Origin of the sequence: Streptomyces sp. NPDC028722, from assembly GCF_040637655.1 — a bacterium.
In the GTDB taxonomy this organism is placed as follows: Bacteria; Actinomycetota; Actinomycetes; order Streptomycetales; family Streptomycetaceae; genus Streptomyces.
Window position 1 is genome coordinate 1 of record NZ_JBEZWU010000025.1, and the last position, 24,079, is coordinate 24,079.

Genomic DNA, 24,079 nt, shown 5'->3' on the forward strand with positions numbered 1-24,079 from the left:
TTTCCTTGTGGCCACGGGCCGGCACGCCATCGCCGTCACCCGCCCGCAGCCCGGCCGGACACCGGCCGGGCCGCTCCGCCCCGCTGGGCGGCACCGGCCGGCTGCTCCACCTCGTGAGCGGTCACCGGCGGCCTCACGAGAACCGGCGCCCCGGCGCCCCCGCCACGTGCGGCTCCACACCCCCGGCACGTCCGGGGCCCCAGCGCCCCCGGCATTCCCGGTGTCCCGGTGTTTCCGGCGCCCGGCGGAAGAGACCGGCGAGCCGGCGACGGCAGCGGTGGGCTCCCGGGCCGGCCATGACCGGGAGGACATACCCGGCGACCGACCGGCACGGCCGTACGCTGTCGTGCCGGACACTGAAGAGGACACGGGAGGTGGCGGATGCTTGCGGACGCGCGTGCGCAGCTGGGCCGGGCCCTGTTCCATCGGGTCGCGGGCCCCGACGGGTCGGTCACCCGCGCCCGGATCCACCAGACGCCGGGCCCGCGCTGGTTCGGCCCCGACCGTCCGATCCGGACCGTGCACGGCGACGCCTCGATGTTCATCGGCGGGATCAGCGCCCTGCTGCTCCAGTCGCTGCACCCGCGCGCCATGGCGGCCGTCGCCGCCCACTCCGGTTACCGCGGCGACCCCTGGGGCCGGCTGCAGCGTACGAGCACCTTCCTGGCCGTGACGACGTACGGCACCGCCGGGGACGCCCAGCGCGCGGTCGACCATGTCCGCGCCATCCACGAACGGATCCGCGGCACGACGTCCGACGGCCTCGTCTACCACGCCGCCGACCCGCACCTGCTCGGCTGGGTGCACGCGGCCGAGACGTACAGCTTCCTGCGCGCCCACGCACGCTACGGGGCCCGCCCGCTCGACGCCGCCGGATACGACGCCTACGTCGCCGACACCGCCCGCGTCGCCGAGGCACTGGGAGTGACCGACCCGCCCCGTGACCGCCGTGCCCTGTCCGAGCGCCTCGCCGCCTACCGGCCCGAGCTGCGGGCCGCCTCGGACGCCCGCGCCGCCGCCCGCTTCCTGCTGCTGCGGCCCCCGCTGCCCCTGGCGGCCCGGCCGTTCTACGCGGGACTGGCCGCGAACGGCGTCGCGCTGCTCCCGCCATGGGCCCGGAACATGCTGTGGCTGCCCAGGCTCCCCGTCGTGGAGGACATCGCCGTACGCCCCACGGGCCACGTGCTGACCCGGACCATCCGCTGGGCCATGCTGCCGCCGCCGCGCTCCCGCACGGACTGATCCGGCCGGCCCCGGCGCGCCTCAGCGGCGGATGCGGTGCTTCCTGCCGCCCCGGCGGAAACGGATCGCGGCATAGACGAGATCGACGACGAGCACGACGACGCCGATGATCAGGAGATAGAACAGGCCGTGCGCCGCGACTCCGATGAGGCCCAGGACGACGGCCACGAGGATCAGGAACAGGAACACAGTCATCGGGTCTCCCGGCGGCTCGGTGCGTCAGCGGCGGGCCAGGCGCCGCTCGCCGCCGGCGCCCGGTGTGTAGGGCAGTTCGTAGTGGGCGAAGACACCCGGTTCCTCGACGGCGGACAGTTCACCGTCGGTGTCGATCGCCGGGGCCTTCCTGACGGTGTCCTTGCTGTGGGCGACCTTCAGGTATCCCGGGCCGACCGTCGCACCGATGAGGGGGACGAACGCCAGTCGGCGCCGGGTGGGCAGGCCCACGGTCACGGTGGCGAAGAAGGGCTGGTCGGTGCCGGTGTCCACGTAGACGGACTCCAGTACGCCGATCTTGTGGCCGTCCGGGTCGACCACGTCGTGGCCGCGCCATTCCCGGATATCGGATGCCTCGAACATCAGAACCTCCTCTGCGGGGGTACCCACGATGCCGCCGGTGATGTCAAGGCCGCCGTCGGCCGCCGCCATCGCGGTGGTCAGAAGGCGTACCGGATGCGCAGCCAGGGCGCGTGGGCGGCCACCAGACCGCGCAGGGTGTGCACGGCCTCCGCTTTGACGTGGTTGGTGTAGCGGACGTTCGACGCGCCGTTCTCGGAGCGTTTGCCCTGCTGCAGGGCGGGCTGCCAGAGCAGTTCCTCGGCGCGGGGATGCCAGCCGAGGTTGACCTCGTGCAGGTCCCGGTTGTGCGTCAGCATGATCACTTCGGCGGCCGCCTGCCGCTTCACCCGGTCCGGCAGGACGTCGTCCAGCTGCTGGAGCACCTCGGTCCAGGCGTCCTGCCAGCCGGGGCGCAGGACCACCGGGGAGAGGTTGAAGTGGACCTCGTAGCCCGCGTCCAGGAAGTCCGCCGCGGCGGCGATCCGGTCGGCCACCGGTGAGGTCCGCAGGTCCAGCAGCCGCGAGTCCGCCGCGGGCATCAGCGAGAAACGGATCCGGGTCCGGCCGCGCGGGTCCATCGCCAGCAGGTCGGGGTTGACGAACTTGGTGGCGAACGACGCCTTGGCCGTGGGCCACTGCCGGAAGGACCGCACGAGATCCGCGGTGTTGTCGCAGATCAGCGCATCCACCGAACAGTCGCCGTTCTCCCCGATGTCGTAGACCCAGGCCGACTCGTCGCACTGGTTGGGTTCCGGCTTGCGGCCCTGGCGGGCGATGTGCCGGGCCAGGTGGGTGATGATGCCGTCGATGTTGGTGAACACGGTGATGGGGTTGGCGTACCCCTTGCGGCGCGGCACGTAGCAGTACGCGCAGGCCAGCGCGCACCCGTTGGACGGGCCGGGGGCGATCCAGTCGGCCGACCGGCCGTTAGGCCGCGTGGTCAGTGTCTTCCTCTCGCCCAGGACCAGCGTCTCGCCCTTCACCCGCACCCAGCGCTCGACGTTGCCCTCGTTGCCGTGCAGGCCCGGGATCCGCCAGTGGGACCGCACCTCGATCACTTCGGCGGCGGGGAAACGGGCGAGGATCTGACGGCCGCGCGGGGAGGCGGCGGCGGCCGGCTCCGCGTAGACGGCCCGCACGGGCAGGAGGCGGCGGGCCGCGGGGGAGTCGCGGAACAGGGGGCCGTCCTGCGGCCGGTCACCCGGCGCCCTGCCGCCGTACTCCGCCGTGCCGTCCCCGCCCGGCGTCGCCGGGGCGTCCAGCGCGTCGAGACCGAACAGGGTGTCCGAGTCGTCCTCCGGCACGGAGGGGTGGTTCATGTGCGCTCCGCTCGGGATGTCGGGGGGTGGCGGCCTCATTCCACTGTAGGCACCCGCCATGTACGACGGTGGTCGGCCGCGTACCGCGTGCGCCCGGCTCCCGCCCGCCCGCCCGCGCGCGGCCGTGGCCGGCCGGTCTCAGCCGTCGTCGAGGGGATCGTGGCCCCAGTTCATCAGCGAGTGGCGCCAGCGCGTGTCCCGCACGTCGCCGGAGGGGCGCTGCGCGAGGTGGCGGCGGATGTAGCCGGTCACCTTGCGCATGTGCGCGTAGTCCGCGTCCGAGAGCTCGCTCTTGTTCTTGCGGAGGATGCCCACGATGGCGCGGCCGGAGGCGTGCCCGGTGGACTCGCCCCCGTCCTTGTGCTGGCCGGCCGCCTGCGAGTCCTCGCTCGCCAGCCACTTCTCCAGCGCGGAGGGTGACATGTTCACCAGCTCGCGGAAGGAGTCCCGGGTCTCGCGGTGCTCGTCCTCGCCCGCCACGCCGGAGCTACTTCTTCTTCTTGAGCGCCGACGGCTTGTGCACGGCCGTACGGCCGGACTTGTCGCTGCGCACCTCGTACTGCGGGTCGTCCGCTGAGGCGTCCACGGTGCGGCCGGCCGCCTCGGTCCGCTCCGTGATCTTCTTCTCCACGGTGCCCGAGGTCTCACTGCCGTGACTGCGCCAGGCGACCTTGTCACCCTTGGACGGCTCGTTCTTCCCGGAAGAGTCCTTCGCCTTGGCCATGGTCGTACTCCCGCCGTGAGGGGTCCGTTGTCTCGCAGTACCACCTTGCGGGCGGGCGCCGCGCTCCGCACGCGCAGGTGGCCGCCGGCCCGGGGCCGCTGCCTTCCACCGGCCCGGGGCGTGCCGCTCATCACCGCGACCGGGCCGCTCATCTGTGTTGCTGCCGTCTCCGTGGAGCATTTTGTTGCTTATTGCTGAGCCAGCTGGGAAGTCGGAGGTGCACAGCCCGCCGCCCGCACAGCCGGCCAGGCGGGGTCGGTTTCGGGGCGAGGCGGCCAAGCGCCCGCCCGTCACCTCAAGGAGTACCGTGACCGTTCGCATCGGAGTGGAAGAGGAGTTCCACATCGTCGAGGTGGAGACGGGCCTGCTCGTACCACGGGCCGACACGGTGCTGGAGGATCTCCCCAGACAGATCTTCACGACCGAGTTGCAGCAGGCGACCGTGGAGTCGAACAGCGGCGTGCACACGTCCCTGGACGACCTGTACGGCGATGTCATCAGCACCCGGCGCCGGCTCGACGCCGCCGCGACCGCCCATGGACTGGCCGTCGTGGCCGCGGGCACCGTGCCGCTGGCCCGGACCGCGGACATCCACCCCACCGCCGGCTACCGCTACCGCCACATGGTCGACGAGTACCGGATGGTCGCCGACGAGCAGCTGATCTGCGGAGCCCACGTCCACGTCGACGCCCCCGACCGCGACCTGACCGTGCGCCTCATGTGCGAGGTCGCGCCGTGGCTGCACGTCCTGCTGGCCCTGTCCGCCAGCTCCCCGTTCTGGCTGGGCGCCGACACCGGCTACGCCAGCTGGCGGACGATGCTGTGGCAGCGCTGGCCCACCGCGGGACCGGCGGGCTGCTACGCGAACGCCGCCGAGTACGACACGGCCGTGCAGGACCTCATCGGATCCGGCGTCATCAGCGACGCGAAGATGATCTACCACGACATCCGGCCCTCCGCGCACCAGAAGACCATCGAGCTGCGCATCTGCGACGCCTGCCCGCGCGCCGAGACGGTCGTGCTGATCGCCGGCCTGTTCCGGGCCCTCGTCACGGAGGCCCGTGAGCGGCTGGAGCGGACCGGTGTCCCGCCCTGCCAGGGTCGCCACGAGTGGCTGCGCGCCGCCGCCTGGCGGGCCGCGCGCTCCGGCCTCGAAGGCGCCCTCGTCGACCCCGGCACCCGGCAGGAAGCACCCGCGGCCGAGGTCGTCCGGAGCCTGCTGCGCCGGCTCCGCCCGGCCCTCGAGGCCGCGGGCGACTGGCAGACCGTCCGGGAACTCGCGGAGCGGGCGCTCGCGGACGGCAGCGCCGCGCACCGCCTGCGCCGCACGGCCGCCGACCAGGACCTGCTGGCCTGCACCGACCTGGCGATCGCCGAGACCCGCGGCGCCGCCGGTCTGCGCCGCCGCCCCGCCACCGGCCCGGCCCGGCCCGTCGCCCACATCGGCCTGCCCGCCGAGGACGGCGTTCCCGGTCCCCACCCGGCGCCGCTCGCCGGCGGCTGACGCGGACGCAGCCCGCCGACACCACGGCCGGTCACACCGTACGCACCCCCGTTCCCCGAAGGAGATGCACCACCATGTCAACCAGCCCCGACCAGATACCGACGGGCGGGTCAGCGCACACCTCACCACCGCGTGACCCGGACGCGTACCGGGGAGGTGGTGCCTGATGTGCGGTCTGAGCGGAGAGATGCGCTTCGACGGCGGACGGCCCGACGTCGCGGCCGTGCAGCGCATGAGCGACCGGCTCGCCGCCCGCGGTCCCGACGGCCACGGGATCTGGTCACGGGGCGCCGTGGCGCTGGGACACCGGCGGCTGAAGATCATCGACCTGTCGGATCTCGGGGCCCAGCCGATGACCGACGCCCAGCAGGAGATCACCGGCGTCTTCAACGGCTGCATCTACAACTACGAGGAGCTGCGCGCGCAGCTGATGGACCTCGGCCACCGGTTCCGGTCGACCTCCGACACCGAGGTCATCCTGAAGGCGTACCAGCAGTGGGGCACCGCCTGCGTCGACCGCTTCCACGGCATGTTCGCCTTCGCCCTCGTCGAGCACCGCACCGGCCGCCTGGTCCTGGGACGCGACCGGCTCGGCATCAAGCCCCTGTACCTGGCGCAGACCGCCGGACGGCTGCGCTTCGCCTCGTCGCTCCCGGCGCTCCTCGCGGGCGGCGACATCGACACCTCGCTGGACCCGGCCGCCGTCCACCAGTACCTCAGCTGGCACGCCACCGTGGCCGCGCCCCGCACCATACTGAACGGGGTGCGCAAGCTGCCCCCGGCCACCGTGCGGGTCGTCGAGCCGGACGGCACCCACCGCGACCACCGCTACTGGCAGCCGTCGTACACGCGCCGCCCCGAGCACGCGGGCATGAGCGCGAGCGAGTGGCGGGACGCCGTCCTCGACGCCCTGCGCACCGCCGTACGCCGGCGGATGGTCGCGGACGTACCCGTCGGCGTCCTGCTCTCCGGTGGCCTGGACTCCAGCCTGATCGTGGCCCTGCTGGCCGACGAGGGACAGCGCGACCTGGCCACGTTCAGCGTGGGGTTCGAGTCGGAGGGCGGCGCCGAGGGGGACGAGTTCGCGTACTCCGACCTCATCGCCCGGGAGTTCGCCACCGATCACCATCAGCTGGTGGTCCCCTCGGAGCGCGTGTCGACGGCCCTGGACGGGGCCGTCGCCGCGATGAGCGAGCCGATGATGAGCCATGACGTGGTCGCCTTCCACCTGCTGTCCGAGCAGGTCGCCAAGGAGGTGAAGGTCGTCCAGAGCGGGCAGGGCGCCGACGAGGTCTTCGCCGGCTACCACTGGTACCCGGACCTGGCCTCCGTGGCCCGCGAACAGGAACCGGACAGGTACGCCGAGACGTACTTCGACCGCACGCACGCCGACCTCGCCGCGATGCTCCAGCCGCACATGCTGCCTCGGGAGGACGTCTCCGGCCGGTTCGTGCACGAGCACATGGCCGCGCCGGGCGCCGAGACGGCGCTCGACGCCGCGCTGCGCCTCGACACCCATGTCATGCTCGTGGACGACCCGGTCAAGCGGGTCGACAACATGACCATGGACTGGGGCCTGGAGGCGCGTGTGCCCTTCCTGGACCACGAACTGGTGGAACTGGCCGCCGCCTGCCCGCCGGAGCTGAAGCTGGCCGACGGCGGCAAGGGCGTCCTGAAGGAGGCCGGCCGCAAGCTGCTGCCCCACGAGGTGGTCGACCGCCCCAAGGGCTACTTCCCGGTCCCGGCGATCACCCACATGGCCGGGCCCGTCCTGGAGCGGGTCCGCGAGGCGCTCAACGCCCCCGAGGCCAAGCGGCGCGGCCTCTTCAAGGACGACTACCTCGCCGGACTCCTGGCGGCCCCCGACCGACACCGCACCAAGCGCGGAGCGAACGCGCTGTGGCAAGTGGCTTTGCTGGAGATATGGCTTCAGACGCACGGAATCTGACCGAGCGGCGCGCCGCGGACGGTACGGCCGGCACGGTCACCGCCGCAGCCGGGCAGCCCACCGTCGCCCACCGGGCACGGGACGCGAGCCCGGCTCCGCCGGCCCGCGACGGCCGTTCCCGCGACGGCCGTGGTGCCGACGTCCGTACCCCCGCCTTCGCCGCCCCCGCCCGCGTCCCGCTGCCGGACGCCTCCGGACCGCGCGACGCCACGACCCGGCTCGTCGCGCACGGCTGCTGGTACCCCTCGGCCGACCCCTCCGGCACCCAGGTGGCCTTCATCTGCGACCGCGGCGGTGTGCCCCAGCTCTGGGCCGGGTCGGTCGACGGTGACGACGTGCGGCTGCTGGACTCCGAACCTGACCCCGTCCGCGAGGTGTCCTGGTCGCCCGACGGCCGCTGGATCGCCTACACCACGGCCCCCGGCGGCGGTGAGCACTCACGGGTGCTGTGCGTACGCCCGGACGGCACCGACCGCCACATCCTGGCCGGAGCCGAGCCGGGCAGCTCCGCCCACCTGGGCTGCTGGGCGCACGACGGATCGGCCGTCGCCGTCACCGTCGCCGTCCCCACCGGCCCGCCCGCACCCCAGGACATCGCGGCGGAGTCCGCCGCGACCGGCTCCGGACCACCTTCCGGCCACCCGCCGGCCGGCTGGCCGGGCCGGGACGGCGATGCCGTGCTCCTCGGCGCGCCGCCCCACACCGGGACGGCACGCGGACTGTTCCTGCCCGCCCTGACCGGCGCCGCCATGGCAGCCGGGGCCCCGCACGACCGGCACGCCGCGCCCACGGCGGGCTTCGGCGACGGGCTGTCGGCCTATCTGATCGACCCCGACGGCGTGACCGCCCCCGTCCTGCTCGCCAGTGAGAAGGACGCGGCGACGCTCCGCGTGTGCGACCTCAGCCGGGACGGCGCCCTGGCGCTGCTGCGCCGGGGACCACGCGGACGGCGCGAGGCGGTCGTGCTGCGCACCGCCGACCTCGCGACGACCTGCGTGGTGCCGGTGGCCGACGGCGACCCGTGGATCGGCAGGTTCTCGCCCCGCGCGGACACCCTCTGGCTGCGCAGCAACGCCCACCGGGAGTTCGCGGTGCTGCTCGCCGCCGACCTCGACCCGCGAGGTGAGCCCCGCGGCTGGTCCGTCGCCGCCGCGCGCGAGGACACCGACCTGGAACTGCTCCAGGTCGCCCAGGACGGCGGCGCCGCCGTGCTGGCCTGGAACGTCCGGGGCGCGAGCGACGTGGAGATCCTCGACCTCCACCCCTCCGGCACCGCCGGGGCCGGCACGGGCCCGCCCCGGCCCGTGCCCCTGCCCCACGAAGTGGTCACCCGCGTCGTGGGCGCCGGCACGCGGCGGCTGGTGCTGGCCCTGTCCGGGTCCCAGCGCCGGCCGGGCGTGTGGTGGCTCCCGGAGGGCGTGGCCCTGGTCCGCACCCGCTGGTCGTCCCGGGACGAGGACGCCGTCCCCCCGGGCCGTCCGCCCGTACGACCGGTCCAGCTGCGGCTGACCGCGCGGGACGGACTGCCGCTGAACGGCTGGTACTACCGTGCGCCAGGACGCGGCTCGGCGGAACCGGCACCCTGCGTGATCCATCTCCACGGTGGCCCGGAGGAACAGGAACGCCCCGTCCTCAACCCGCTCTACCACGAGATCCTGGGGCGGGGACTGGACATCTTCGCCCCCGACGTGCGCGGGTCCTCCGGTTACGGCCGGTCGTTCGTCGACGCCGACCTGGGCAGGGGACGGTTCGCCGCGCTGGACGACGTGGCCGACTGTGCCGCCCACGCGGTACTGGCCGGCCCGGCCGATCCGTCCCGGCTGGCCGTCATGGGCCGCTCGTACGGCGGCTACCTCACCTTCGCGTCGCTGGTCTGGCACCCGGACCTCTTCCGTACCGGGGTGGCGGTGTGCGGCATGTCGGACTTCGCGACGTTCTTCGAGGGCACGGAACCCTGGATCGCCCAGTCGGCGGCCCACAAGTACGGCCATCCCGAACACGACCGCGAACTACTGCACTCGCTGTCACCGATGAGCCGCATCGACGCGCTGCGCGCGCCGGTGCTCGCCGTGCACGGGGAACACGACACCAATGTGCCGCCGGGGGAGTCGGACCAGTTCGTACGGGCCGCACGCGAACGCGGCCTCACCGCCGAGCTGCTCACGCTGCGCGACGAGGGACACGACTTCCTGCGCGCCGACAACCGGCGGCTCTTCCGCCGCTCCGCCGCCGACTGGCTCGAACGCCATCTGACCGGGTGACCGGGCCGACCGCCTCACCGGAGCGACGGGGGTTCGCCGGCGCGCTCGTCAGCCGGCGGGCTCGTCGGGCCGGGGATGCGGGGGGCGCCGGAACCGGCCGCGCGCCGCCGTCCTCGGGGACGGCGGCGCGCCGGTGCCGGTGGGGCGGGCTCGCCCCCCGGTGGGTTCAGCTGAGCTCGGCTCCCTTGGCCGCCGCCTCCTCCTCGGAGTGCGCCTCGCCGGTGGCGAGGGTGCCGCGCGAGCTCTCCAGGTGCGCCCGCACGAACCACTGGAACTGCTCCAGGTCGCGCAGCTGGCCGATCAGGAGGTCCTCGGTGGCGGGGTCGATCTCGCCCGCCTCCTTGACCGCGGCCCGCACACCCTCGATCAAGCCGGTGTAGACGACGTCGAGCGCGCCGAGGTGCGCGATGGCGTCGGCCCGCCCGATGGAGTAGTCGTCCCAGGTGCGCTCCTTCACCAGCGCGCCCGGTGTGCCCTGGGCGATCCCGCCCAGGGCGGCGATGCGCTCCGCGACGTCGTCGGCCATCTCGCGCACCTGGTCGACCTGGGGGTCGATCATCTCGTGCACGGCGATGAAGTGCGGCCCGACCACGTTCCAGTGCACGTGCTTCAGCGTCAGGTGAAGGTCGTTGAGCGCGTGCAGGCGCAGCCGCAACAGACCGATCAGCCGGCCGGCCGCCTCCCGCTCGATGCCCGGAACGGTGTACTTGGGGGTCAGGTCGTTGGGCTGGGTGGTCATCGCTCACCTCTGTGTCGATGGGGGTGAAGTTCCTGCGTCAGCACAAGTGCCCCCGTCCGACGCTGTCAGACCCGTGCGCCTCCCGCACCTCGTGAGGGCGGGAGGGGTGGCGGGCGCGAGGTGCCGGGTCCGGAGCCCTGGGTGATCCTGTAGGGGTGTGGGGTGCCCTGGTCGGTCGGCTGCCGACGGCCTACGCCGTCTCCGCCCGCCATGCGCTGACCGTGACGCTGGCTGCCGCGGCCGGCTTCTACCTCTTCCGCTACGGCCTGGGCCGCCCCGTGGCGGCGACCTACGCACTGTTCGCCGCCGTGGCACTGGGCGGCCTGTCCAGGATCCCCGGCACCGGACGCGGGCGCTCCGTGACGGTCCTGCGCCTGCTCCCGGTGTGCTGGGTGCTCGTGACCATCGGCACCTGCCTGTCGGTGCGGACATGGAGCGCGGTGGCCGGCATGCTCGTGGTCGGCTTCGCGCTGGCCTTCGCCGCCGTGGGCGGCCCGCGTCCGGCGGGCGCCGCGCCGGGACTCCAGCTCCTCTACATCCTGCCGTCGTTCCCGCCGTACGATCTCGCCTCGCTCGGCGACCGGCTGACCGGAACGACCACCGGCGTCGTCGTGCTGGCCGCCGCCGAGGCGCTCCTGTGCGCCGAACCCGGCCCGACGACGTACCGGGAACTGGCGGCCCGGGCCGCCCTGGCCGCCCGGCGCTGCGCGACACTGCTCGCCACGCCCCCCTACGCCCTGACCGGCACGGACGTCGAGGCCGCCCAGCAGGCCGGGCAGGCACTGCGGGCCGTCACCGTGCCGGAGGCGGAGCGCCCGGCGGGCCCGGGCGTGCGGGACCGCGCACTCACCCACACCGGCCTGGCCACCCGAGCCGTGCTCAGCAGACTGGTCCAGCTGCCGTCCGCGCCCGGCCGGGACCCGGGTCCGGACGTGGCCGCCGTGCTGCGCGCGGTGGCCCGGCTGGCCACGGCGACCGCGGGCTGCCTGCGGTCTGGTCCGCCGCCCACGGCACAGGTGAGGCAGCTGGTCGCGGCACGCGCCCAGCTGTCCGCCCTGTCCGCCGGCCCTCCTCCCGGTACGACCGGTGGCGCCGAGCCGCCCGACGGGACCGCGCCCGCCTTCCCGCCCGCCGTACTGCGCCGGCACGCCGCCCTGCTGGAGATCGCCGACGCGGCGCTGGCGATGGGCACGGCGGCCGACCTCGCGGTGCGCGGCCGGCACGCCACGGTGGAGGTGCCGCTCGGGCGGTTCTGGTACGCCTCCCTGCGGGCCCCGGCACTCTGGTGGCACCGGCTGCGCGGTCATGCCGGACGCCGGTCGGTGTTCTTCCAGAACGCGGTGCGGATCGCCCTGGCGCTGACGGCGGTCCGCCTCGTGGCCGGGCTGGACACACTGCCCCACGGATTCTGGGCGATGCTGGCGACGCTCACCATCACCCGCACCACCGTGAACCAGACCTGGAGCACCGTCCGCCTGGCGCTGACGGGCACCCTGGCCGGGGCCCTGCTGACCGCCGGGATACTGCTGGCGGTGGGCTCCGACACCGCCGTCTACGCCGCGGTGCTGCCGGTGTGGATGCTGTTCGGCTTCACGGTCGGGCCGGTCAAGGGGGTCGGCTGGGCGCAGGGCCTGTTCACCGTCCTCGTGGCCCTGGTCTTCGCCCAGCTGGCGCCGCCGACGTGGCGGCTGGCGGAGGTCCGGCTGCTGGACGTGCTGGTCGGCAGCGCCATCGGTGCCGTCTTCGGCGTGCTGGCCTGGCCCCGCGGCGCCCACGACGAGCTGCGGTACGCGGCGGCCGAACTGCTGCGCAGGGCGGCGGAGATCGTCGTGGCGACCAGTGCCTCGGTCGCCGGACCCGACGGCACGGCGGCGGCCGTGCGGACGGGCGTGCCCGGTCACCGGTCACTGCAACGCGCCGTCATCCTCGCCGAGTCGGCCTACGCGCAGTTCCTGAGCGAACCGACGCCGTTCCAGCTCAGCAGACGCCGGGCGGAGCTGCCCGACCTGGACTGGCAGGCCACGCTGATGGCCGGCCATCACACCCTGTGGGGCTCGGACCGGCTGCTGGAGCCACCGCTCACCGCGCTGAACCCGGCGGCGGCCACGTCGGCCGCCGCGCTGGGGGAGCGGGTGGCGGGGCGGATGCTGCTGGTCTCCGCGGCACTGGACCCGGGGGGCGACACCCCGGCATCCGTACCGGTGGTCTCTCCCGGCGCGGCGGCGTTGGCGGCCTTCCACGCCGAGCCGCCCGGTGCTCCCCGGCGGTACTACGCGACCGCCTCCTGGCTGGCCTCCCTCATGACCGACCTGGCGCGGATCGCGCACCCCGGCCGCGCGCCCGCGGCCGACAAGGAAACCACCGGCCGGCGCTGAACCGGTTCCTCCGCGGCGTCGCCTGCTGAGTGTGCGTCAGGACGAGGGGGCTGGATCGCCGGTCACCGGGTAGGCGGAACGGCACAGGACCCTGAAGACAGCGGGGTACCCCGGTACCCCGGCGGAAGGAGAGTCGTGTCGTCAGTCGTCGAACGGATCAAGCAGTTCGCGCGCAGCCCGCAGGGCCGGCGCACGATCGAACAGGCGCGCCGCACCGCTTCCGACCCACGCCGCCGGGCCCAGGCCCAGCGGCTCTTCGAAAGGCTGCGCGCCCGCCGGTGACAAGCGGGTACCGCCCCCTCCCGGCTCGTCGGACCCCGCCGGCAGCGTGGCCGGGCGGGCGGGGCCGGCCGTCCGACCCGACCCGCACCCGCGCCGGGGCGGCGTGGCTCACCACCCGGTGCGTAGCAGGTGGTTGAGGAGAAGGGCGAGGATCGCCTGGGCGGTGAGCCAGGCGCGGGGGTGGCTGAGGAACGCACCGGAGGGCAGGAGCCACAGCGCGAAGGGCAGCCAGATGCGTTCCGTCTCCGCCTTGCTCATGCCGGACAGGTCCGCGCACAGCAGCGCGAGCAGGGCGGCGGACACCAGGAGCGCGAGGCGGGCCCCGGCCCCGGGACGGCCGGGGAGGGACAGGATGTCGCGGCGGCGCCGGACGAGCAGCGCACCGGTCCGGCGCAGGCCCGCCGCCGTCGCCACACCGGTGATCAGGACCGTGCAGGCCAGGTTGGCCCACACCCAGTAGGCGTACGGCCTGGTCCCGCCGACACCCTGGTAGTAGCGGGTGACCAGCAACCGGTACGCCTCCCACCAGTCGAACCCGGCGAGCGTGAACAGCACGGGGACGACGGCCGCCCCGGCGGCAAGCAGCACCAGGATCGATGGGCGTGCGCGGACCCGGTGCCGCCCCTGCACCAGCACTGCCGCCCCGATCAGCACGAACAGCGTCAGGCCGTACGACAGATAGCAGGTCAGGCCGAACAGCAGCCCGGACAGGGCCGCCCACCCCACGGACCGGCCGGTGACCGCGAGCGCCAGCAGGGCGACGGACCACGCGGCGACGGCCATGAAGTAGCCATCGGCGGAGGCGCCCACCCAGACGGCCGCCGGGGCGAGCACCAGGAAGGGCGCCGCCCGCCGGGCCAGCCGCTCGTCGGTCAGCGCCCGGATCGTCACCAGCGCGGCCACGCAGGCCGTCGCACCCACGGTGACGCACCAGGCGCCCGCCCAGCCGCCGCCCCGTAGACCGGCCCGGTCCAGCAGGACGAAGGTGAGCGTGGCGGCCGGGGGATGCCCGGCGATGTGGGCCGGCCAGGCGCCGGGCGGCCCCGAGACGATGTGCTGGGTGAAGTCCCGCAGGGCGGCCGGGATGTCGTGGAAGCGGCCGATGACCGTCAGGTACTCGTTGCGGGTGGTGAGCCGCCCGGCAACGCCCCGCTGCCACCCGTCGACCAGGGCCAGCGACCACGTCCAGGCCAGGGCCGCGGCCCAGGACGCGGCCAACAGCGGGCGCCAGGGCAGCCGCAGGGCCACCGCCGGTCCGTACAGCACCGCGGCGAGCGCCACCAGCACGGCGGCCGGCGTGCCCGGCCCCGTGTGCGGATCCCAGTCGGCGAACAGCGGCGGCCAGTGGACGAAGAGGGAGTGGTGGGCGTCCTGGACGCGGCGGCCGACCAGCACGGCCGTCAGCACGAGCAGGACGGCGGCCAGGGCGGCGTACAGGTCCGCGAACAGGTCGGCGGTGCGGCCACGAGGGCGGAAGCGGATCACACCGGAACGCTAGGCCGCGCGGCCGGTTCCGCACCGCCGTCCGGTCCCGACGTCAGCGTTTCGTCATCAGTGGCACGCCCCGTACCGCTGATCCGCGGGCCTACCGTCGAGGCATGCGGCTCCCTCTCTCACCCAGCTCACCCGCCTTCTGGCGCAGCCCGCTGCGCGGCACCCGGCTCACCTCGGTGCTCGGCGTCGTCCTCCTCGTCGGCATCACCGTGCTGTTCGTGACGGGCCTGGCGTCGTACGCCGCCTACAACCCCGACCTGTCGCCCGTGAACGACCAGACGCCGGGCAAGGGTGTGCTGGGCTTCTACCTGTTCTCCTGGCCGACCGATCCGCACTGGCTGTACCGCTTCGACCAGGGCGTCCACGTCACCCTCGGCATCACCCTGATCCCGATCCTGCTCGCCAAGCTGTGGTCGGTGGTGCCCCGGCTGTTCGCGCTGCCGCCGGCCCGCTCGTTCACCCACGCGCTGGAGCGGGTCTCCCTGCTGCTCCTCGTCGGCGGCGCGCTGTTCGAGTTCGTGACCGGCGTGCTCAACGTCCAGCTCGACTACGTCTTCCCGGGCTCCTTCTACCCGCTGCACTTCTACGGCGCGTGGGTGTTCTTCGCCGCGTTCGTCGCCCACGCCGTCCTCAAGACGCCCGCGGCCGTCCGCGCCCTGCGCGGACGGGGGGAACAGGACGGCGAACTGGCCGCCCCGCTGCCGGATCCGCCGACCGTCTCCCGGCGCGGCGCGCTCCGGTTCGCCGGCGGCGGCTCGCTGCTGCTGTTCGCGACGACGGTGGGACAGGACTTCGACGGGCTGCGGCGTACCGCCCTGCTCGCGCCGCACGGCGGCGCCGACCCCGGCACCGGCCCGAACGGCTTCCAGATCAACAAGACGGCGGCCTACGCCGGGATCCGGACGGCGGACACGCACGAGGACGCGTGGCGGCTCGTCGTCACGGGCCGGGCCGGGACCGTCCGCCTCGGCCGGGCCGACCTGCTGCGGCTGCCCTTGCACAGCGCCGCCCTGCCCATCGCCTGCGTGGAGGGCTGGTCCACCTCGGACCAGTGGTGGCGCGGGGTGCGGCTGCGTGACCTGGCGGGACTGGCCGGGTACGACGGTGATCCGCCGGACGTGTTCGTCGAGTCGCTCCAGCGGCACGGGGCCTTCCGGAAGGCGGCCCTGCGCGCCAACCAGGTGGCCGACCCGCGTTCGCTGCTCGCGCTGTACGTCAACGGCGAGGAACTGTCCCCCGACCACGGCCACCCGGCCCGCGTGATCGTCCCCGCCGCGCCCGGTGTGCTGAACACCAAGTGGGTGGCCCGGCTGACGTTCGGAGACCTGCGATGAGGCGCCCCCTGCCGCTGGGCAGCCCCTTCCACCTGCTCGTGCTGGCCTGCTCGTTCGCGCTGGCCGCCTACGCGGGGGTGCGGCTGTTCGCGGGCGACTGGTTCGACGTGGCGCTGTGGTGGGTGGGCCTGGCCCTCCTGCACGACCTGGTCCTGGTGCCCTTGTACGCGGTCGCGGACCGGGCTGTCGTGCGGGGGCTCGGCGCGGCCGGCCGCCGGGAGTGGACGATGTACGTACGCGTCCCGGCAGCCCTGTCCGGGCTGCTCCTCCTCGTCTGGTTCCCGCTCATCAGCGGGATGGTGGACCGGCGTTACCGGCTCGCCACGGGGCTGTCCCCGGACGGTTTCCTCGCCCGCTGGCTGCTGATCACCGCCGTACTCTTCGGCGGCTCCGCCCTGCTGCTGGCGCTGCGGCTGCGCAGGGCGACGAAGGACCGGCCGCCGGCCGACCACCGGCCCCCCCGCTCCCAGCCCCGCGCGTGACGCAGCAGCGCCGGCGTCCCCACCCGTGCCCACGGGAAGGGGGCGCCGGCCGCGCGGGTGCCCGGGGCGTCCACGACCCGTACGTGGGCGCGTTCGTCGACGTCGACCGGGGCGGTCTCGGCGATCAGCAGGCCGCCGGGACGGAGCAGCCCGGCCACCCGGTCCAGGAGGATGCGCGGGTCGCCGCCGATGCCCACGTTGCCGTCCATGAGCAGGACGGTGCCCCAGCGGCCCTCGCCGGGCAGCGGCTCGAACACCGAGCGCCGCAGGGCCTGGCCGCCGAGCCGTACGGCGTGCCCGACGGCGGCCTCGCTGACGTCGATGCCGAGGGCGGCCCGGCCCCGCGCGGCGAGTTCCGCCACCAGCCGTCCCGGCCCGCACCCCACGTCCAGCACGGTGCCCTCGCACCGGTCCAGGACGTCCAGGTCGACCGCGTCGGGCCGGGCGCACCAGCGTTCCACCTCCAGCGGCAGCAGCCAGCCGTCCTCGCGGCGCAGGAACAGCGGCCCGCGCCCGGAGCGCAGGGCCGCCGTGTAGGAGTCCGCGGCGGCCCACTCGGACACGGCGGTGCTCATCGGGCCGCCCTCGTCGCATACCGGGCCAGCCGCGCGGCGAACCGGCCGTGCGGGACCAGTGCGGCGACGGCACGGGCGTCGGCCGCCGTGTCGACGTCCCGCAGCACGGGCAGGTCACGCACCCGCAGCCCGGCGTCCACGAGCCGCTCGCGCTGCAGCTCTCCGGTCACCGGCGTCGACATCGGTACGCCGCGCAGCAGATTCGGGTCGGGCTCCGCCAGCCCCAGGGCCCAGAAGCCGCCGTCGGCCGACGGCCCGAAGTACGCGTCGCAGCCGGCGAAGTCCACGGTCAGCAGCCCGGGTGTCACCTGCGGGGTGTCCATGCCGATCAGGAGCGCCGGCCCCGCACAGCCGGCGAAGGCGTCCGCCAGCCGCGCGTCGAGACCGCCCGCGCACTGCGGGACGACGTCGAAGCCGGGCGGCAGCCAAGGCCCGGGAGCGCCGTCCAGGACGAGGACGCGGCGGGCGGCCGGGGTGGCCGCCACCACGTCGAGGGTGTCCGCGAGGCACGCCTCGGCCAGCGCGGCCGCTTCCCGGGGCGTGAACTCCGGGGTGAGGCGGGTCTTGACCCGTCCGGGCCGCGGTTCCTTGGCGATGACGAGCAGCGTGGTCACCGTACGGCCCTCCGCCCGCCGCGAGCCGCTCCCGGCGCCCCGTCCGGGACACCGGCAGGCCGCTCGGCCAGGACCCGGCTCATGTCCCGGACCGCCTGCCAGGTCCCGCGCCACGTCCCGGTCACCTTGGACGCGCCCGTGCGGGGCCGGTACGGCACGTCGTGCTCGGTGACGCGCCAGCCGGCGTCGGCGGCCCGCACGACCATCTGGAGCGGATAGCCGCTGCGGCGGTCGGTCAGCTCCAGGGAGAGCAGCGCCTCACGGCGGGCGGCGCGCAGCGGGCCCAGGTCGTGCAGGCGCAGACCGGTGCGCCGGCGCAGCATCCGCGTCACCGCGAGATTCCCGGCGCGGGCGTGCGCGGGCCAGGCGCCCCGGCCCTGCGGACGGCGCCGGCCCAGCACCAGGTCGGCGAAGCCCGCCTGTACGTCGCGTACGAACGGCTCCAGCAGCGAGGGGTCCAGGGAGGCGTCACAGTCGCAGAAGCAGACGGTGCCGGCGGTGGCGGCACTCAGACCGGCGTGGCAGGCGGCGCCGAAACCCCGGCGCGGCTCGTGCACCACGGTGGCGCCGAGCGACCGGGCGACTTCGGCGGAACCGTCGGACGACCCGTTGTCCACGACGACGGCACGCCAGCCGGCCGGGATGCGGGCGAGCACCCAGGGCAGGGCCTCGGCCTCGTTCAGACAGGGCAGGACGACGTCGACATCGTGTGGTGGCGGTGAGATGGTCACGGCGTTCACCCTACGGACGCGAACTGCGCATTTCGGATCCCCGCTCCTTACGAAACGAGGACGTGAGAGGCCGCGCGGCGGTCGGGGGCGACGCCGGGCGGGAGGCGGTGCCACGCTGGGGTCATGCAACAACAGTACGAGCCCGTCGAGGCCCGAACATCCGGCCGGCCCGCCCGGATCCTGGTCGTGGACGACGATCCGACCGTCGCGGAGGTCGTCGCCGGCTACCTGGACCGCGCCGGCCACCTCGTCGACCGCGCCGACGACGGCCCCACGGCCCTCACCCGCGCCGACGCGCACCGGCCCGACCTGGTGGTGCTCGACCTGATGCTGCCCGGCATGGACGGCCTTGAGGTGTGCCGCCGGCTGCGCGCCCGCGGCCCGGTCCCGGTCGTCATGCTCACCGCCCGCGGCGACGAGGAGGACCGGATCCTCGGCCTGGAGGTCGGCGCCGACGACTACGTCACCAAGCCCTTCAGCCCCCGCGAACTGGTCCTGCGGGTGGAGTCGGTGCTGCGCCGCACCCGCCCGCAGACCGCCTCGACGGGCCGCCCGATCGGCGCGGCCGGACTGACACTCGACCCCGCCGCCCGGCGGGCCGCCAAACACGACGCCGAACTCGCCCTCACCCTGCGCGAGTTCGACCTGCTCTCCTTCTTCCTGCGCCATCCCGGGCGGGCGTTCAGCCGCGAGGACCTGATGCGCGAGGTGTGGGGCTGGGACTTCGGCGACCTGTCCACCGTCACCGTCCACGTCCGCCGGCTGCGCGGCAAGATCGAGGACGACCCGGCCCGGCCGCGCCTGATCCAGACCGTGTGGGGCGTGGGCTACCGCTTCGGGACCGACGCCGGGGAGACCAGCTGACCATGCGCGACACCCTCCTCATCGCCCTGTACGCCTTCGCCGGCGCCGCGGCGGCCGGCCTCGCCGGAGCGGCTGCGCTGCGGCTCATCAGGCGCCGCTCCCTCACCGCCTCGCTCGCCGTGGTGGCGGCGGTCGGCGTGCTGGCCATGCTCGCGGGCACCCTCGCCGTCGCCTGGGCGATGTTCCTCTCCCCGCACGACCTGACCGTCGTCACGACCGTCGTCGCCATGGCGGCCGTGGTCTCCCTGGCCACCGCCCTGCTGCTGGGCCGCTGGGTGGTGGCCCGCAGTCACGAACTGGCCGTCGCCGCCCGCTCGTTCGGTGACGCCGGCGCCTTCCGTGCCCCCACCGCACCCGCCACCGCCGAACTGGACGCGCTGAGCCGGGAACTGGCGGCCACCAGCGCCCGCCTGGCCGAGTCCCGGCAACGCGAGCGGGCGTTGGAGACCTCCCGGCGGGAACTCGTCGCCTGGATCTCCCACGACCTGCGCACCCCGCTCGCCGGGCTGCGCGCCATGGCCGAGGCCCTGGAGGACGGGGTCGCCGCCGACCCGGACCGCTATCTGAAGCAGATCCGCACCGAGGTCGAGCGCCTCGACGCCATGGTCGGCGACCTCTTCGAACTCTCCCGCATCCACGCCGGCACGCTCTCGCTGTCCCTCTCCCGGATGTCCCTGTACGACCTGGTCGGCGACGCCCTGGCGGGCGCCGACCCCCTCGCCCGCGAGCACGGGGTGCGGCTGGTCGGCGCCCATGTCGAGCCGGTGCCGGTGGAGATCGACGGCCGGGAGATGAGCAGGGTCCTGGGCAACCTGCTGGTCAACGCGATCCGCCGGACACCCGCCGACGGCACGGTGGCCGTCGCCGCCGAACGCGGGCCCGACGGCGTGGTCGTGTCCGTGTCGGACGGCTGCGGCGGCATCCCCGAGGAGGACCTGCCCCGCGTCTTCGACACCGGCTGGCGCGGCACCGACGCCCGCACGCCCCCGGCCGGCGCGGGCCTGGGCCTGGCCATCGTCCGGGGGATCGTCGAGGCGCACCGGGGGCGGACCGCCGTACGCAACATCCCCGGCGGCTGCCGCTTCGAGGTGACGCTGCCGCTGCCGTCGTAGCGGCGGTCACCGCCCGCCCGGAGCCGCCCGCGCGAACTCCCGCATGCCGTCCGCGAATCCCACCGTGGGCCGCCACCCCAGTTCGTCCCGCAGCCGTGAGGAGTCCGCGGTGATGTGCCGGACGTCGCCCAGCCGGTACTCGCCGGTGACCACGGGCTCGGGCCCGCCGTGCGCCGCGGCCAGCGCCCGCGCCATCTCACCGACCGAGTGCGGATCACCGCTGCCCGTGTTGTACGTCCGCAGCACCCCCGCGGCCGCGTCCGCCTCCAGCGCGACCGCGTTGGCCGCCGCGACGTCCCGGACGTGCACGAAGTCCCGTCGCTGCCGCCCGTCCTCGAAGACCCGCGGGGCCTCGCCCCGGGCGAGCGCCGAACGGAAGAAGGAGGCGACGCCCGCGTACGGGGTGTCGCGGGGCATCCGCGGGCCGTACACGTTGTGGTAGCGCAGCGACACCGCCGACCCGCCCGTCACCCGGGCCCAGGAGGCGGCAAGATGCTCCTGCGCCAGCTTGGTCGTGGCGTACACGTTGCGCGGATCGGCCGGCGCGTCCTCGCCGACCAGCCCGGGGGAGAGGTCCTGCCCGCACGCCGGGCAGAGCGGCTCGAACCGGCCCGCCTCCAGGTCGGTGACGGCTCGCGGCCCCGGCCGCACCACCCCGTGCACCCGGCACTCGTACCGGCCCTCCCCGTACACCACCATCGATCCGGCCAGCACCAGCCGCCGTACGCCTGCCTCGGCCATCGCGGCCAGCAGGACCGCGGTGCCCAGGTCGTTGCGTGAGACGTACTCCGCCGCGTCGGCGAACCCGGTACCGAGCCCCACCATCGCCGCCTGATGGCACACGGCGTCGACACCGGCCAGCGCCCGGGCCACCGCCGCCGGATCGCGTACGTCGGCGGCGGGATCGTCCCGGACGTCGTACACCACGGGCTCGTGCCCGCGCTCCCGCAGCGCCTCGACGACATGGGACCCGATGAACCCGGCACCGCCGGTGACCAGTACACGCATACGGCCACGCTAGGTGCGGGACCACGCCGGAACGGGCGACCGGCCCGGCACGTCACCGCTCCGTAAGACCTCGCCGGCCCGCGGGCCCGCCGGACCGGTCACGGGGAGACGGTGGCGCCGGGCGGCATCCACCGGTGGGTGCGGGGCACCGTGCCGTCCACGCCGTAGTCCTTGCGCAGGTGTTCGGGGATGGCGTAGTGCATGACGCGTCCGCGGGTGAGGGAGGACAGTTCGAGGATCGTGGTCAGGTGGCCGAGACGGTCCAGGGCCCAGGCACCGAGCGGCGAGCGGTCCTCGATGGTCTCCAGCACGCCCAGCAGATGCGGAACGGCCTTGACCAGGACGTCCCAGCGGGTGCGGGGCACCCGCAGCCAGTCGGCGCAGGTGTCACCGACGAGATGGCGGATGAGCGCGGAGACGACCGGGTCGAAGAAGGTGCCGGGTACGACCTCCTCGTACAGGTCGATGAGCTGCCGGGTCAGCCGCGCGCCCTCCTCGGAGGGACCCATGTGCCGGATCATGTACAGGTCGAGGAAAACCCGCGCGTCCTCCAGGGTCTTCGGCACGGCGTCCTGGTCGACGCCGAGCATCGCGCCGACCACCCGCCACGCGTAGTAGTAGGCCTCCGCGCCCTCGGTGGTCATGTGGACACCGAGCCGGTGCAGGCTGTCCAGGACCAGCAGGGAGAAGAACAACTGCCCGCCGATCAGGTCCTCCTGGCAGATCGGCGTCCCCCACGCCTGCGTGTCCCAGCGGTTCTCGCGCTCCAGGTGGTGGCGGATGGACGCGTGCAGCAGCCGGACCTTCTGGGCGGCCGGGACGAACCGGCTGCCGGCCTCGAAGGCGTCGGGCTGCATCAGGTAGACGGTGAACTGGCCGGTCTCGGCCATCCGCTTGGAGGGGTACTGCAAGGAGTGGGTCGCCGACAGCAGCCGCGCCACGTGGGGAACGACGTAGCAGGCGGGCATGGAAGCGAAGGACAGTGCCGTGGAGATGTGCACGTTGTTGTCGATGAAGAACAGCCGCGCCCGCTCCATCTCCCCCCAGTCCACCCAGGCCGGCGGGACGCTCGTGGCCGCGAGGTACTCCCGGGCGACGTCGGGCAGCCCGTCGGGCAGCGGGGCGCCGGCGGTGGAGACGTAGCGCATCAGCGTGTTGAACTTGCCGACCTCCCCGCGTGTGAAGAGCGTGGCGACGGTGGCGTCGGCCAGTTCGTCGCCGGTCCGGCGCAGAGCGTCCAGCGACGCCTCGGTGTAGGTCATGACAGGGCTCCTTGGGGGCCGGCCGCCGGGCGGCCGGTCAGTACGGTCGGACCGTGGCCGAGTGCGCCAGGGCGCGCAGGGTGTCGTCCGCGGGCGTGGGCAGGCGCAGTCCGTCCAGCGCGGCGAGGGCCTCGTCGACGCGTTCGGTGATCATGGCCTCGATGCGGTCCGGGGCCTCGAGCCGGCCCATCAGGTCCCGTACCGCGCGCAGGCCCTCCCCGTCCGGGTCCGGGCGCCCCAGCAGCGCACGCAACCGCTCCCGCTCGGCCGGACCGGCCAGCCGCCAGGTCTCCGCGAGCAGCGCGGTCGGGCGGTGGCCGCGCACGTCGTCCCCGCCGGCCTTGCCGGTGACCCGCTCGTCCCCGAACAGCCCGAGCAGATCGTCCCGCAACTGGAAGGCCTCACCCAGGGGCACACCGTAGGAGGAGTAGCCCCCGCACAGCCTGTCCCCGGCCCCGGCCAGGACACCGCCGATCAGCAGGGGCTGCTCGACGGTGTACTTGGCCGTCTTGTAGCGGATCACCTTCAGCGAGGCCGGCAGGTCCGGGACGCCCGCGGTCTGCAAGATCTCCAGGCACTCGCCCGCGATCAGCTCCCGGGCCAGCGTTCCCCACAGCGGGCGGGCCCGGGCGAGGTAGGCGGCCGGCAGACCACTGGTCGCGAACAGCTGCCCCGCCAGTGACATCAGCAGGTCTCCCACCAGCATCCCCAGCGCCTGCGCCGCCTGCGCGGCCCCGGGCCGGTGGGCCACGGCGGACCGCAGCGCGACATGCACGGTGGGCCGGCCGTGCCGCAACGGGCTGTCGTCGATCAGATCGTCATGGACGACCGCCGCGGCGTGCACCAGCTCCATGGAGGCCGCGGCCCGCACCATGGCGGCACTGTCCGGCTGCCCCGCCGCCCGCCAGCCCCAGTAGCAGAACGCGGCCCGCAGCCGCTTGCCCCGCGCCACCGCGGCCTCCAGCTGCCCGGCGACCGGATCCAGCGCGGGGTCGATGGCTGCCAGCTGGTCGGCCTCCGCGCCCACGAAGCCGCGCAGCACCTCGTCGACGCGGGCTCTGAACGCGGGCCCGTCCCAGCGGTCAGCCGCCATCGCCGGCCCGCCGGGCCAGCACATGCCGGGCGAGCACCTCCAGATGCGCCGGCGGCACCACCGCGTACCGGTCCAGGGCCAGCCGTCCCCGCGCCCTCAGGTCCTGCTCGGCCTGCGCCGCCAGGTGCGCCGTGTCCGACCGGCGCAACAGCCCGCGCACCGCTCCCGCGGCCGACGTCAGGGTGCTCACCGCCAGGTCCGCGAGCCCCGCCGCGAGCAGCACCGCCTGTTCGTCCAGACCCCCTCGGCGTCCGGCGTCCCCACCCACGCCTTCTCCCCTCGCCCCACGGGACGCCGCCGGTCCGCGCGCCACCCCCGCCAGCGTCGCCCACACGGCCGGCGCGAGGCCCGCGGAACTCACCGACGAGTGATCACTTCGCACGCCCGTACGCGCCGGGCCCCGCCTCCCGGCCCGGGCGGGTCCGTAGCGGCCGGACAGGGCACGACACCCTCGTCCGGGAGATCGCCCGGTGACACCGCACGGTGACTGGGCCGGACGGGAATGTACGGGCGGCCGGCTCCGTTGACACCCATGTGACTGACATGCACGGACCAAGAACG

At 74.5% G+C, this 24,079-nt stretch carries 23 protein-coding genes; 9 read left to right on the forward strand and 14 right to left on the reverse strand.

Annotated elements, in window-relative coordinates:
- Positions 1 to 381 precede the first annotated feature (381 nt).
- Positions 382 to 1,242: an oxygenase MpaB family protein gene (locus tag AB0F03_RS29595; protein ID WP_361997333.1), complete on the forward strand. Its 861-nt coding sequence runs from the start codon at positions 382 to 384 to the stop codon at positions 1,240 to 1,242.
- Between the two features lie 21 nt (positions 1,243 to 1,263).
- On the opposite strand, the gene AB0F03_RS29600 is transcribed toward AB0F03_RS29595, so the two are convergent.
- The 5 genes from AB0F03_RS29600 to AB0F03_RS29620 all read right to left on the reverse strand — a co-directional run bounded on the left by AB0F03_RS29600 (position 1,264) and on the right by AB0F03_RS29620 (position 3,840).
- Positions 1,264 to 1,437: a hypothetical protein gene (locus tag AB0F03_RS29600; protein WP_361997335.1), complete on the reverse strand. Its 174-nt coding sequence runs from the start codon at positions 1,435 to 1,437 to the stop codon at positions 1,264 to 1,266.
- Positions 1,438 to 1,461: 24 nt separating this feature from the next.
- On the reverse strand, positions 1,462 to 1,818 hold the full coding sequence (locus AB0F03_RS29605; RefSeq protein WP_361997337.1) for a PRC-barrel domain-containing protein: 357 nt from the start codon (positions 1,816 to 1,818) through the stop codon (positions 1,462 to 1,464).
- Positions 1,819 to 1,895: 77 nt separating this feature from the next.
- A complete protein-coding gene (locus tag AB0F03_RS29610) occupies positions 1,896 to 3,116 on the reverse strand; it encodes a spore photoproduct lyase family protein (protein WP_361997339.1) in 1,221 nt (406 codons plus the stop codon).
- 138 nt (positions 3,117 to 3,254) lie between these two features.
- A complete protein-coding gene (locus tag AB0F03_RS29615) occupies positions 3,255 to 3,596 on the reverse strand; it encodes a DUF3140 domain-containing protein (protein ID WP_361997341.1) in 342 nt (113 codons plus the stop codon).
- A gap of 7 nt (positions 3,597 to 3,603) precedes the next feature.
- The gene (locus AB0F03_RS29620; protein ID WP_361997343.1) at positions 3,604 to 3,840 is read right to left on the reverse strand and encodes a DUF2945 domain-containing protein; all 237 of its coding nucleotides are present in this window, start codon (positions 3,838 to 3,840) and stop codon (positions 3,604 to 3,606) included.
- A 307-nt stretch (positions 3,841 to 4,147) separates the two neighbouring features.
- Between AB0F03_RS29620 and AB0F03_RS29625 the strand changes: the two genes are divergently transcribed.
- From AB0F03_RS29625 to AB0F03_RS29635, 3 genes are all read left to right on the forward strand, one after another.
- Positions 4,148 to 5,344 carry a glutamate--cysteine ligase gene (locus tag AB0F03_RS29625; protein ID WP_361997345.1) on the forward strand — a complete coding sequence of 399 codons (1,197 nt, stop codon included), beginning with the start codon at positions 4,148 to 4,150 and terminating at the stop codon, positions 5,342 to 5,344.
- A 166-nt stretch (positions 5,345 to 5,510) separates the two neighbouring features.
- Positions 5,511 to 7,292: an N-acetylglutaminylglutamine amidotransferase gene (locus AB0F03_RS29630; protein ID WP_361997347.1), complete on the forward strand. Its 1,782-nt coding sequence runs from the start codon at positions 5,511 to 5,513 to the stop codon at positions 7,290 to 7,292.
- A complete protein-coding gene (locus AB0F03_RS29635; protein WP_361997349.1) occupies positions 7,268 to 9,553 on the forward strand; it encodes a prolyl oligopeptidase family serine peptidase in 2,286 nt (761 codons plus the stop codon). The genes AB0F03_RS29630 and AB0F03_RS29635 overlap by 25 nt, the downstream gene beginning before the upstream one ends.
- Before the next feature lie 166 nt (positions 9,554 to 9,719).
- On the opposite strand, the gene AB0F03_RS29640 is transcribed toward AB0F03_RS29635, so the two are convergent.
- On the reverse strand, positions 9,720 to 10,292 hold the full coding sequence (locus AB0F03_RS29640; RefSeq protein WP_361997350.1) for a DNA starvation/stationary phase protection protein: 573 nt from the start codon (positions 10,290 to 10,292) through the stop codon (positions 9,720 to 9,722).
- A gap of 155 nt (positions 10,293 to 10,447) precedes the next feature.
- Here AB0F03_RS29640 and AB0F03_RS29645 point away from each other — a divergent pair, with 155 nt between their 5' ends.
- A complete protein-coding gene (locus AB0F03_RS29645) occupies positions 10,448 to 12,667 on the forward strand; it encodes an FUSC family protein (RefSeq protein WP_361997352.1) in 2,220 nt (739 codons plus the stop codon).
- Between the two features lie 135 nt (positions 12,668 to 12,802).
- Entirely contained in the window at positions 12,803 to 12,949 is a 147-nt protein-coding gene (locus tag AB0F03_RS29650) for a hypothetical protein (protein WP_361997354.1), read from the forward strand.
- A gap of 108 nt (positions 12,950 to 13,057) precedes the next feature.
- Here AB0F03_RS29650 and AB0F03_RS29655 read toward each other — a convergent pair whose 3' ends face one another.
- Entirely contained in the window at positions 13,058 to 14,434 is a 1,377-nt protein-coding gene (locus AB0F03_RS29655) for a hypothetical protein (protein ID WP_361997356.1), read from the reverse strand.
- Between the two features lie 113 nt (positions 14,435 to 14,547).
- Here AB0F03_RS29655 and AB0F03_RS29660 point away from each other — a divergent pair, with 113 nt between their 5' ends.
- Positions 14,548 to 15,777: a molybdopterin-dependent oxidoreductase gene (locus AB0F03_RS29660; protein WP_361997358.1), complete on the forward strand. Its 1,230-nt coding sequence runs from the start codon at positions 14,548 to 14,550 to the stop codon at positions 15,775 to 15,777.
- A 310-nt stretch (positions 15,778 to 16,087) separates the two neighbouring features.
- On the opposite strand, the gene AB0F03_RS29665 is transcribed toward AB0F03_RS29660, so the two are convergent.
- The 3 genes from AB0F03_RS29665 to AB0F03_RS29675 are packed head-to-tail and all read right to left on the reverse strand — an operon-like array spanning position 16,088 to position 18,188.
- Entirely contained in the window at positions 16,088 to 16,834 is a 747-nt protein-coding gene (locus AB0F03_RS29665) for a class I SAM-dependent methyltransferase (protein ID WP_361997359.1), read from the reverse strand.
- Positions 16,831 to 17,448, reverse strand: a complete 618-nt coding sequence (locus tag AB0F03_RS29670) for a DUF2064 domain-containing protein (RefSeq protein ID WP_361997361.1) — start codon at positions 17,446 to 17,448, stop codon at positions 16,831 to 16,833. The genes AB0F03_RS29665 and AB0F03_RS29670 overlap by 4 nt, the downstream gene beginning before the upstream one ends.
- The gene (locus AB0F03_RS29675; protein WP_361997363.1) at positions 17,445 to 18,188 is read right to left on the reverse strand and encodes a glycosyltransferase family 2 protein; all 744 of its coding nucleotides are present in this window, start codon (positions 18,186 to 18,188) and stop codon (positions 17,445 to 17,447) included. Before AB0F03_RS29675 ends, AB0F03_RS29670 begins: the two co-directional genes overlap by 4 nt.
- A 114-nt stretch (positions 18,189 to 18,302) precedes the next feature.
- Here AB0F03_RS29675 and AB0F03_RS29680 point away from each other — a divergent pair, with 114 nt between their 5' ends.
- Together AB0F03_RS29680 and AB0F03_RS29685 are read left to right on the forward strand one after the other, a co-directional pair.
- On the forward strand, positions 18,303 to 19,043 hold the full coding sequence (locus tag AB0F03_RS29680) for a response regulator transcription factor (RefSeq protein ID WP_361997365.1): 741 nt from the start codon (positions 18,303 to 18,305) through the stop codon (positions 19,041 to 19,043).
- Positions 19,044 to 19,045: 2 nt separating this feature from the next.
- On the forward strand, positions 19,046 to 20,155 hold the full coding sequence (locus tag AB0F03_RS29685) for a HAMP domain-containing sensor histidine kinase (protein ID WP_361997367.1): 1,110 nt from the start codon (positions 19,046 to 19,048) through the stop codon (positions 20,153 to 20,155).
- Positions 20,156 to 20,161: 6 nt separating this feature from the next.
- On the opposite strand, the gene AB0F03_RS29690 is transcribed toward AB0F03_RS29685, so the two are convergent.
- The 4 genes from AB0F03_RS29690 to AB0F03_RS29705 form a co-directional block, all read right to left on the reverse strand.
- Positions 20,162 to 21,163 carry an NAD-dependent epimerase/dehydratase family protein gene (locus AB0F03_RS29690; protein WP_361997369.1) on the reverse strand — a complete coding sequence of 334 codons (1,002 nt, stop codon included), beginning with the start codon at positions 21,161 to 21,163 and terminating at the stop codon, positions 20,162 to 20,164.
- 98 nt (positions 21,164 to 21,261) lie between these two features.
- Entirely contained in the window at positions 21,262 to 22,425 is a 1,164-nt protein-coding gene (locus tag AB0F03_RS29695) for an oxygenase MpaB family protein (protein ID WP_361997371.1), read from the reverse strand.
- A gap of 37 nt (positions 22,426 to 22,462) precedes the next feature.
- A complete protein-coding gene (locus tag AB0F03_RS29700) occupies positions 22,463 to 23,518 on the reverse strand; it encodes a polyprenyl synthetase family protein (protein WP_361997527.1) in 1,056 nt (351 codons plus the stop codon).
- Positions 23,508 to 23,786, reverse strand: a complete 279-nt coding sequence (locus tag AB0F03_RS29705) for a polyprenyl synthetase (protein WP_361997372.1) — start codon at positions 23,784 to 23,786, stop codon at positions 23,508 to 23,510. The genes AB0F03_RS29700 and AB0F03_RS29705 overlap by 11 nt, the downstream gene beginning before the upstream one ends.
- Between the last annotated feature and the right edge of the window lie 293 nt (positions 23,787 to 24,079).

What these genes read in the sequence shown, in the direction of transcription:
- AB0F03_RS29700 (WP_361997527.1), bottom strand. Translation starts at nt 23,518, where the DNA reads ATGGCGGCTGACCGCTGGGACGGGCCCGCGTTCAGAGCCCGCGTCGAC.
- AB0F03_RS29610 (WP_361997339.1), bottom strand. Translation starts at nt 3,116, where the DNA reads ATGAACCACCCCTCCGTGCCGGAGGACGACTCGGACACCCTGTTCGGT.
- AB0F03_RS29600 (WP_361997335.1), bottom strand. Translation starts at nt 1,437, where the DNA reads ATGACTGTGTTCCTGTTCCTGATCCTCGTGGCCGTCGTCCTGGGCCTC.
- AB0F03_RS29635 (WP_361997349.1), top strand. Translation starts at nt 7,268, where the DNA reads ATGGCTTCAGACGCACGGAATCTGACCGAGCGGCGCGCCGCGGACGGT.
- AB0F03_RS29685 (WP_361997367.1), top strand. Translation starts at nt 19,046, where the DNA reads ATGCGCGACACCCTCCTCATCGCCCTGTACGCCTTCGCCGGCGCCGCG.
- AB0F03_RS29680 (WP_361997365.1), top strand. Translation starts at nt 18,303, where the DNA reads ATGCAACAACAGTACGAGCCCGTCGAGGCCCGAACATCCGGCCGGCCC.
- AB0F03_RS29595 (WP_361997333.1), top strand. Translation starts at nt 382, where the DNA reads ATGCTTGCGGACGCGCGTGCGCAGCTGGGCCGGGCCCTGTTCCATCGG.
- AB0F03_RS29630 (WP_361997347.1), top strand. Translation starts at nt 5,511, where the DNA reads ATGTGCGGTCTGAGCGGAGAGATGCGCTTCGACGGCGGACGGCCCGAC.
- AB0F03_RS29690 (WP_361997369.1), bottom strand. Translation starts at nt 21,163, where the DNA reads ATGCGTGTACTGGTCACCGGCGGTGCCGGGTTCATCGGGTCCCATGTC.
- AB0F03_RS29665 (WP_361997359.1), bottom strand. Translation starts at nt 16,834, where the DNA reads ATGAGCACCGCCGTGTCCGAGTGGGCCGCCGCGGACTCCTACACGGCG.
- AB0F03_RS29695 (WP_361997371.1), bottom strand. Translation starts at nt 22,425, where the DNA reads ATGACCTACACCGAGGCGTCGCTGGACGCTCTGCGCCGGACCGGCGAC.
- AB0F03_RS29640 (WP_361997350.1), bottom strand. Translation starts at nt 10,292, where the DNA reads ATGACCACCCAGCCCAACGACCTGACCCCCAAGTACACCGTTCCGGGC.
- AB0F03_RS29660 (WP_361997358.1), top strand. Translation starts at nt 14,548, where the DNA reads ATGCGGCTCCCTCTCTCACCCAGCTCACCCGCCTTCTGGCGCAGCCCG.
- AB0F03_RS29620 (WP_361997343.1), bottom strand. Translation starts at nt 3,840, where the DNA reads ATGGCCAAGGCGAAGGACTCTTCCGGGAAGAACGAGCCGTCCAAGGGT.
- AB0F03_RS29605 (WP_361997337.1), bottom strand. Translation starts at nt 1,818, where the DNA reads ATGTTCGAGGCATCCGATATCCGGGAATGGCGCGGCCACGACGTGGTC.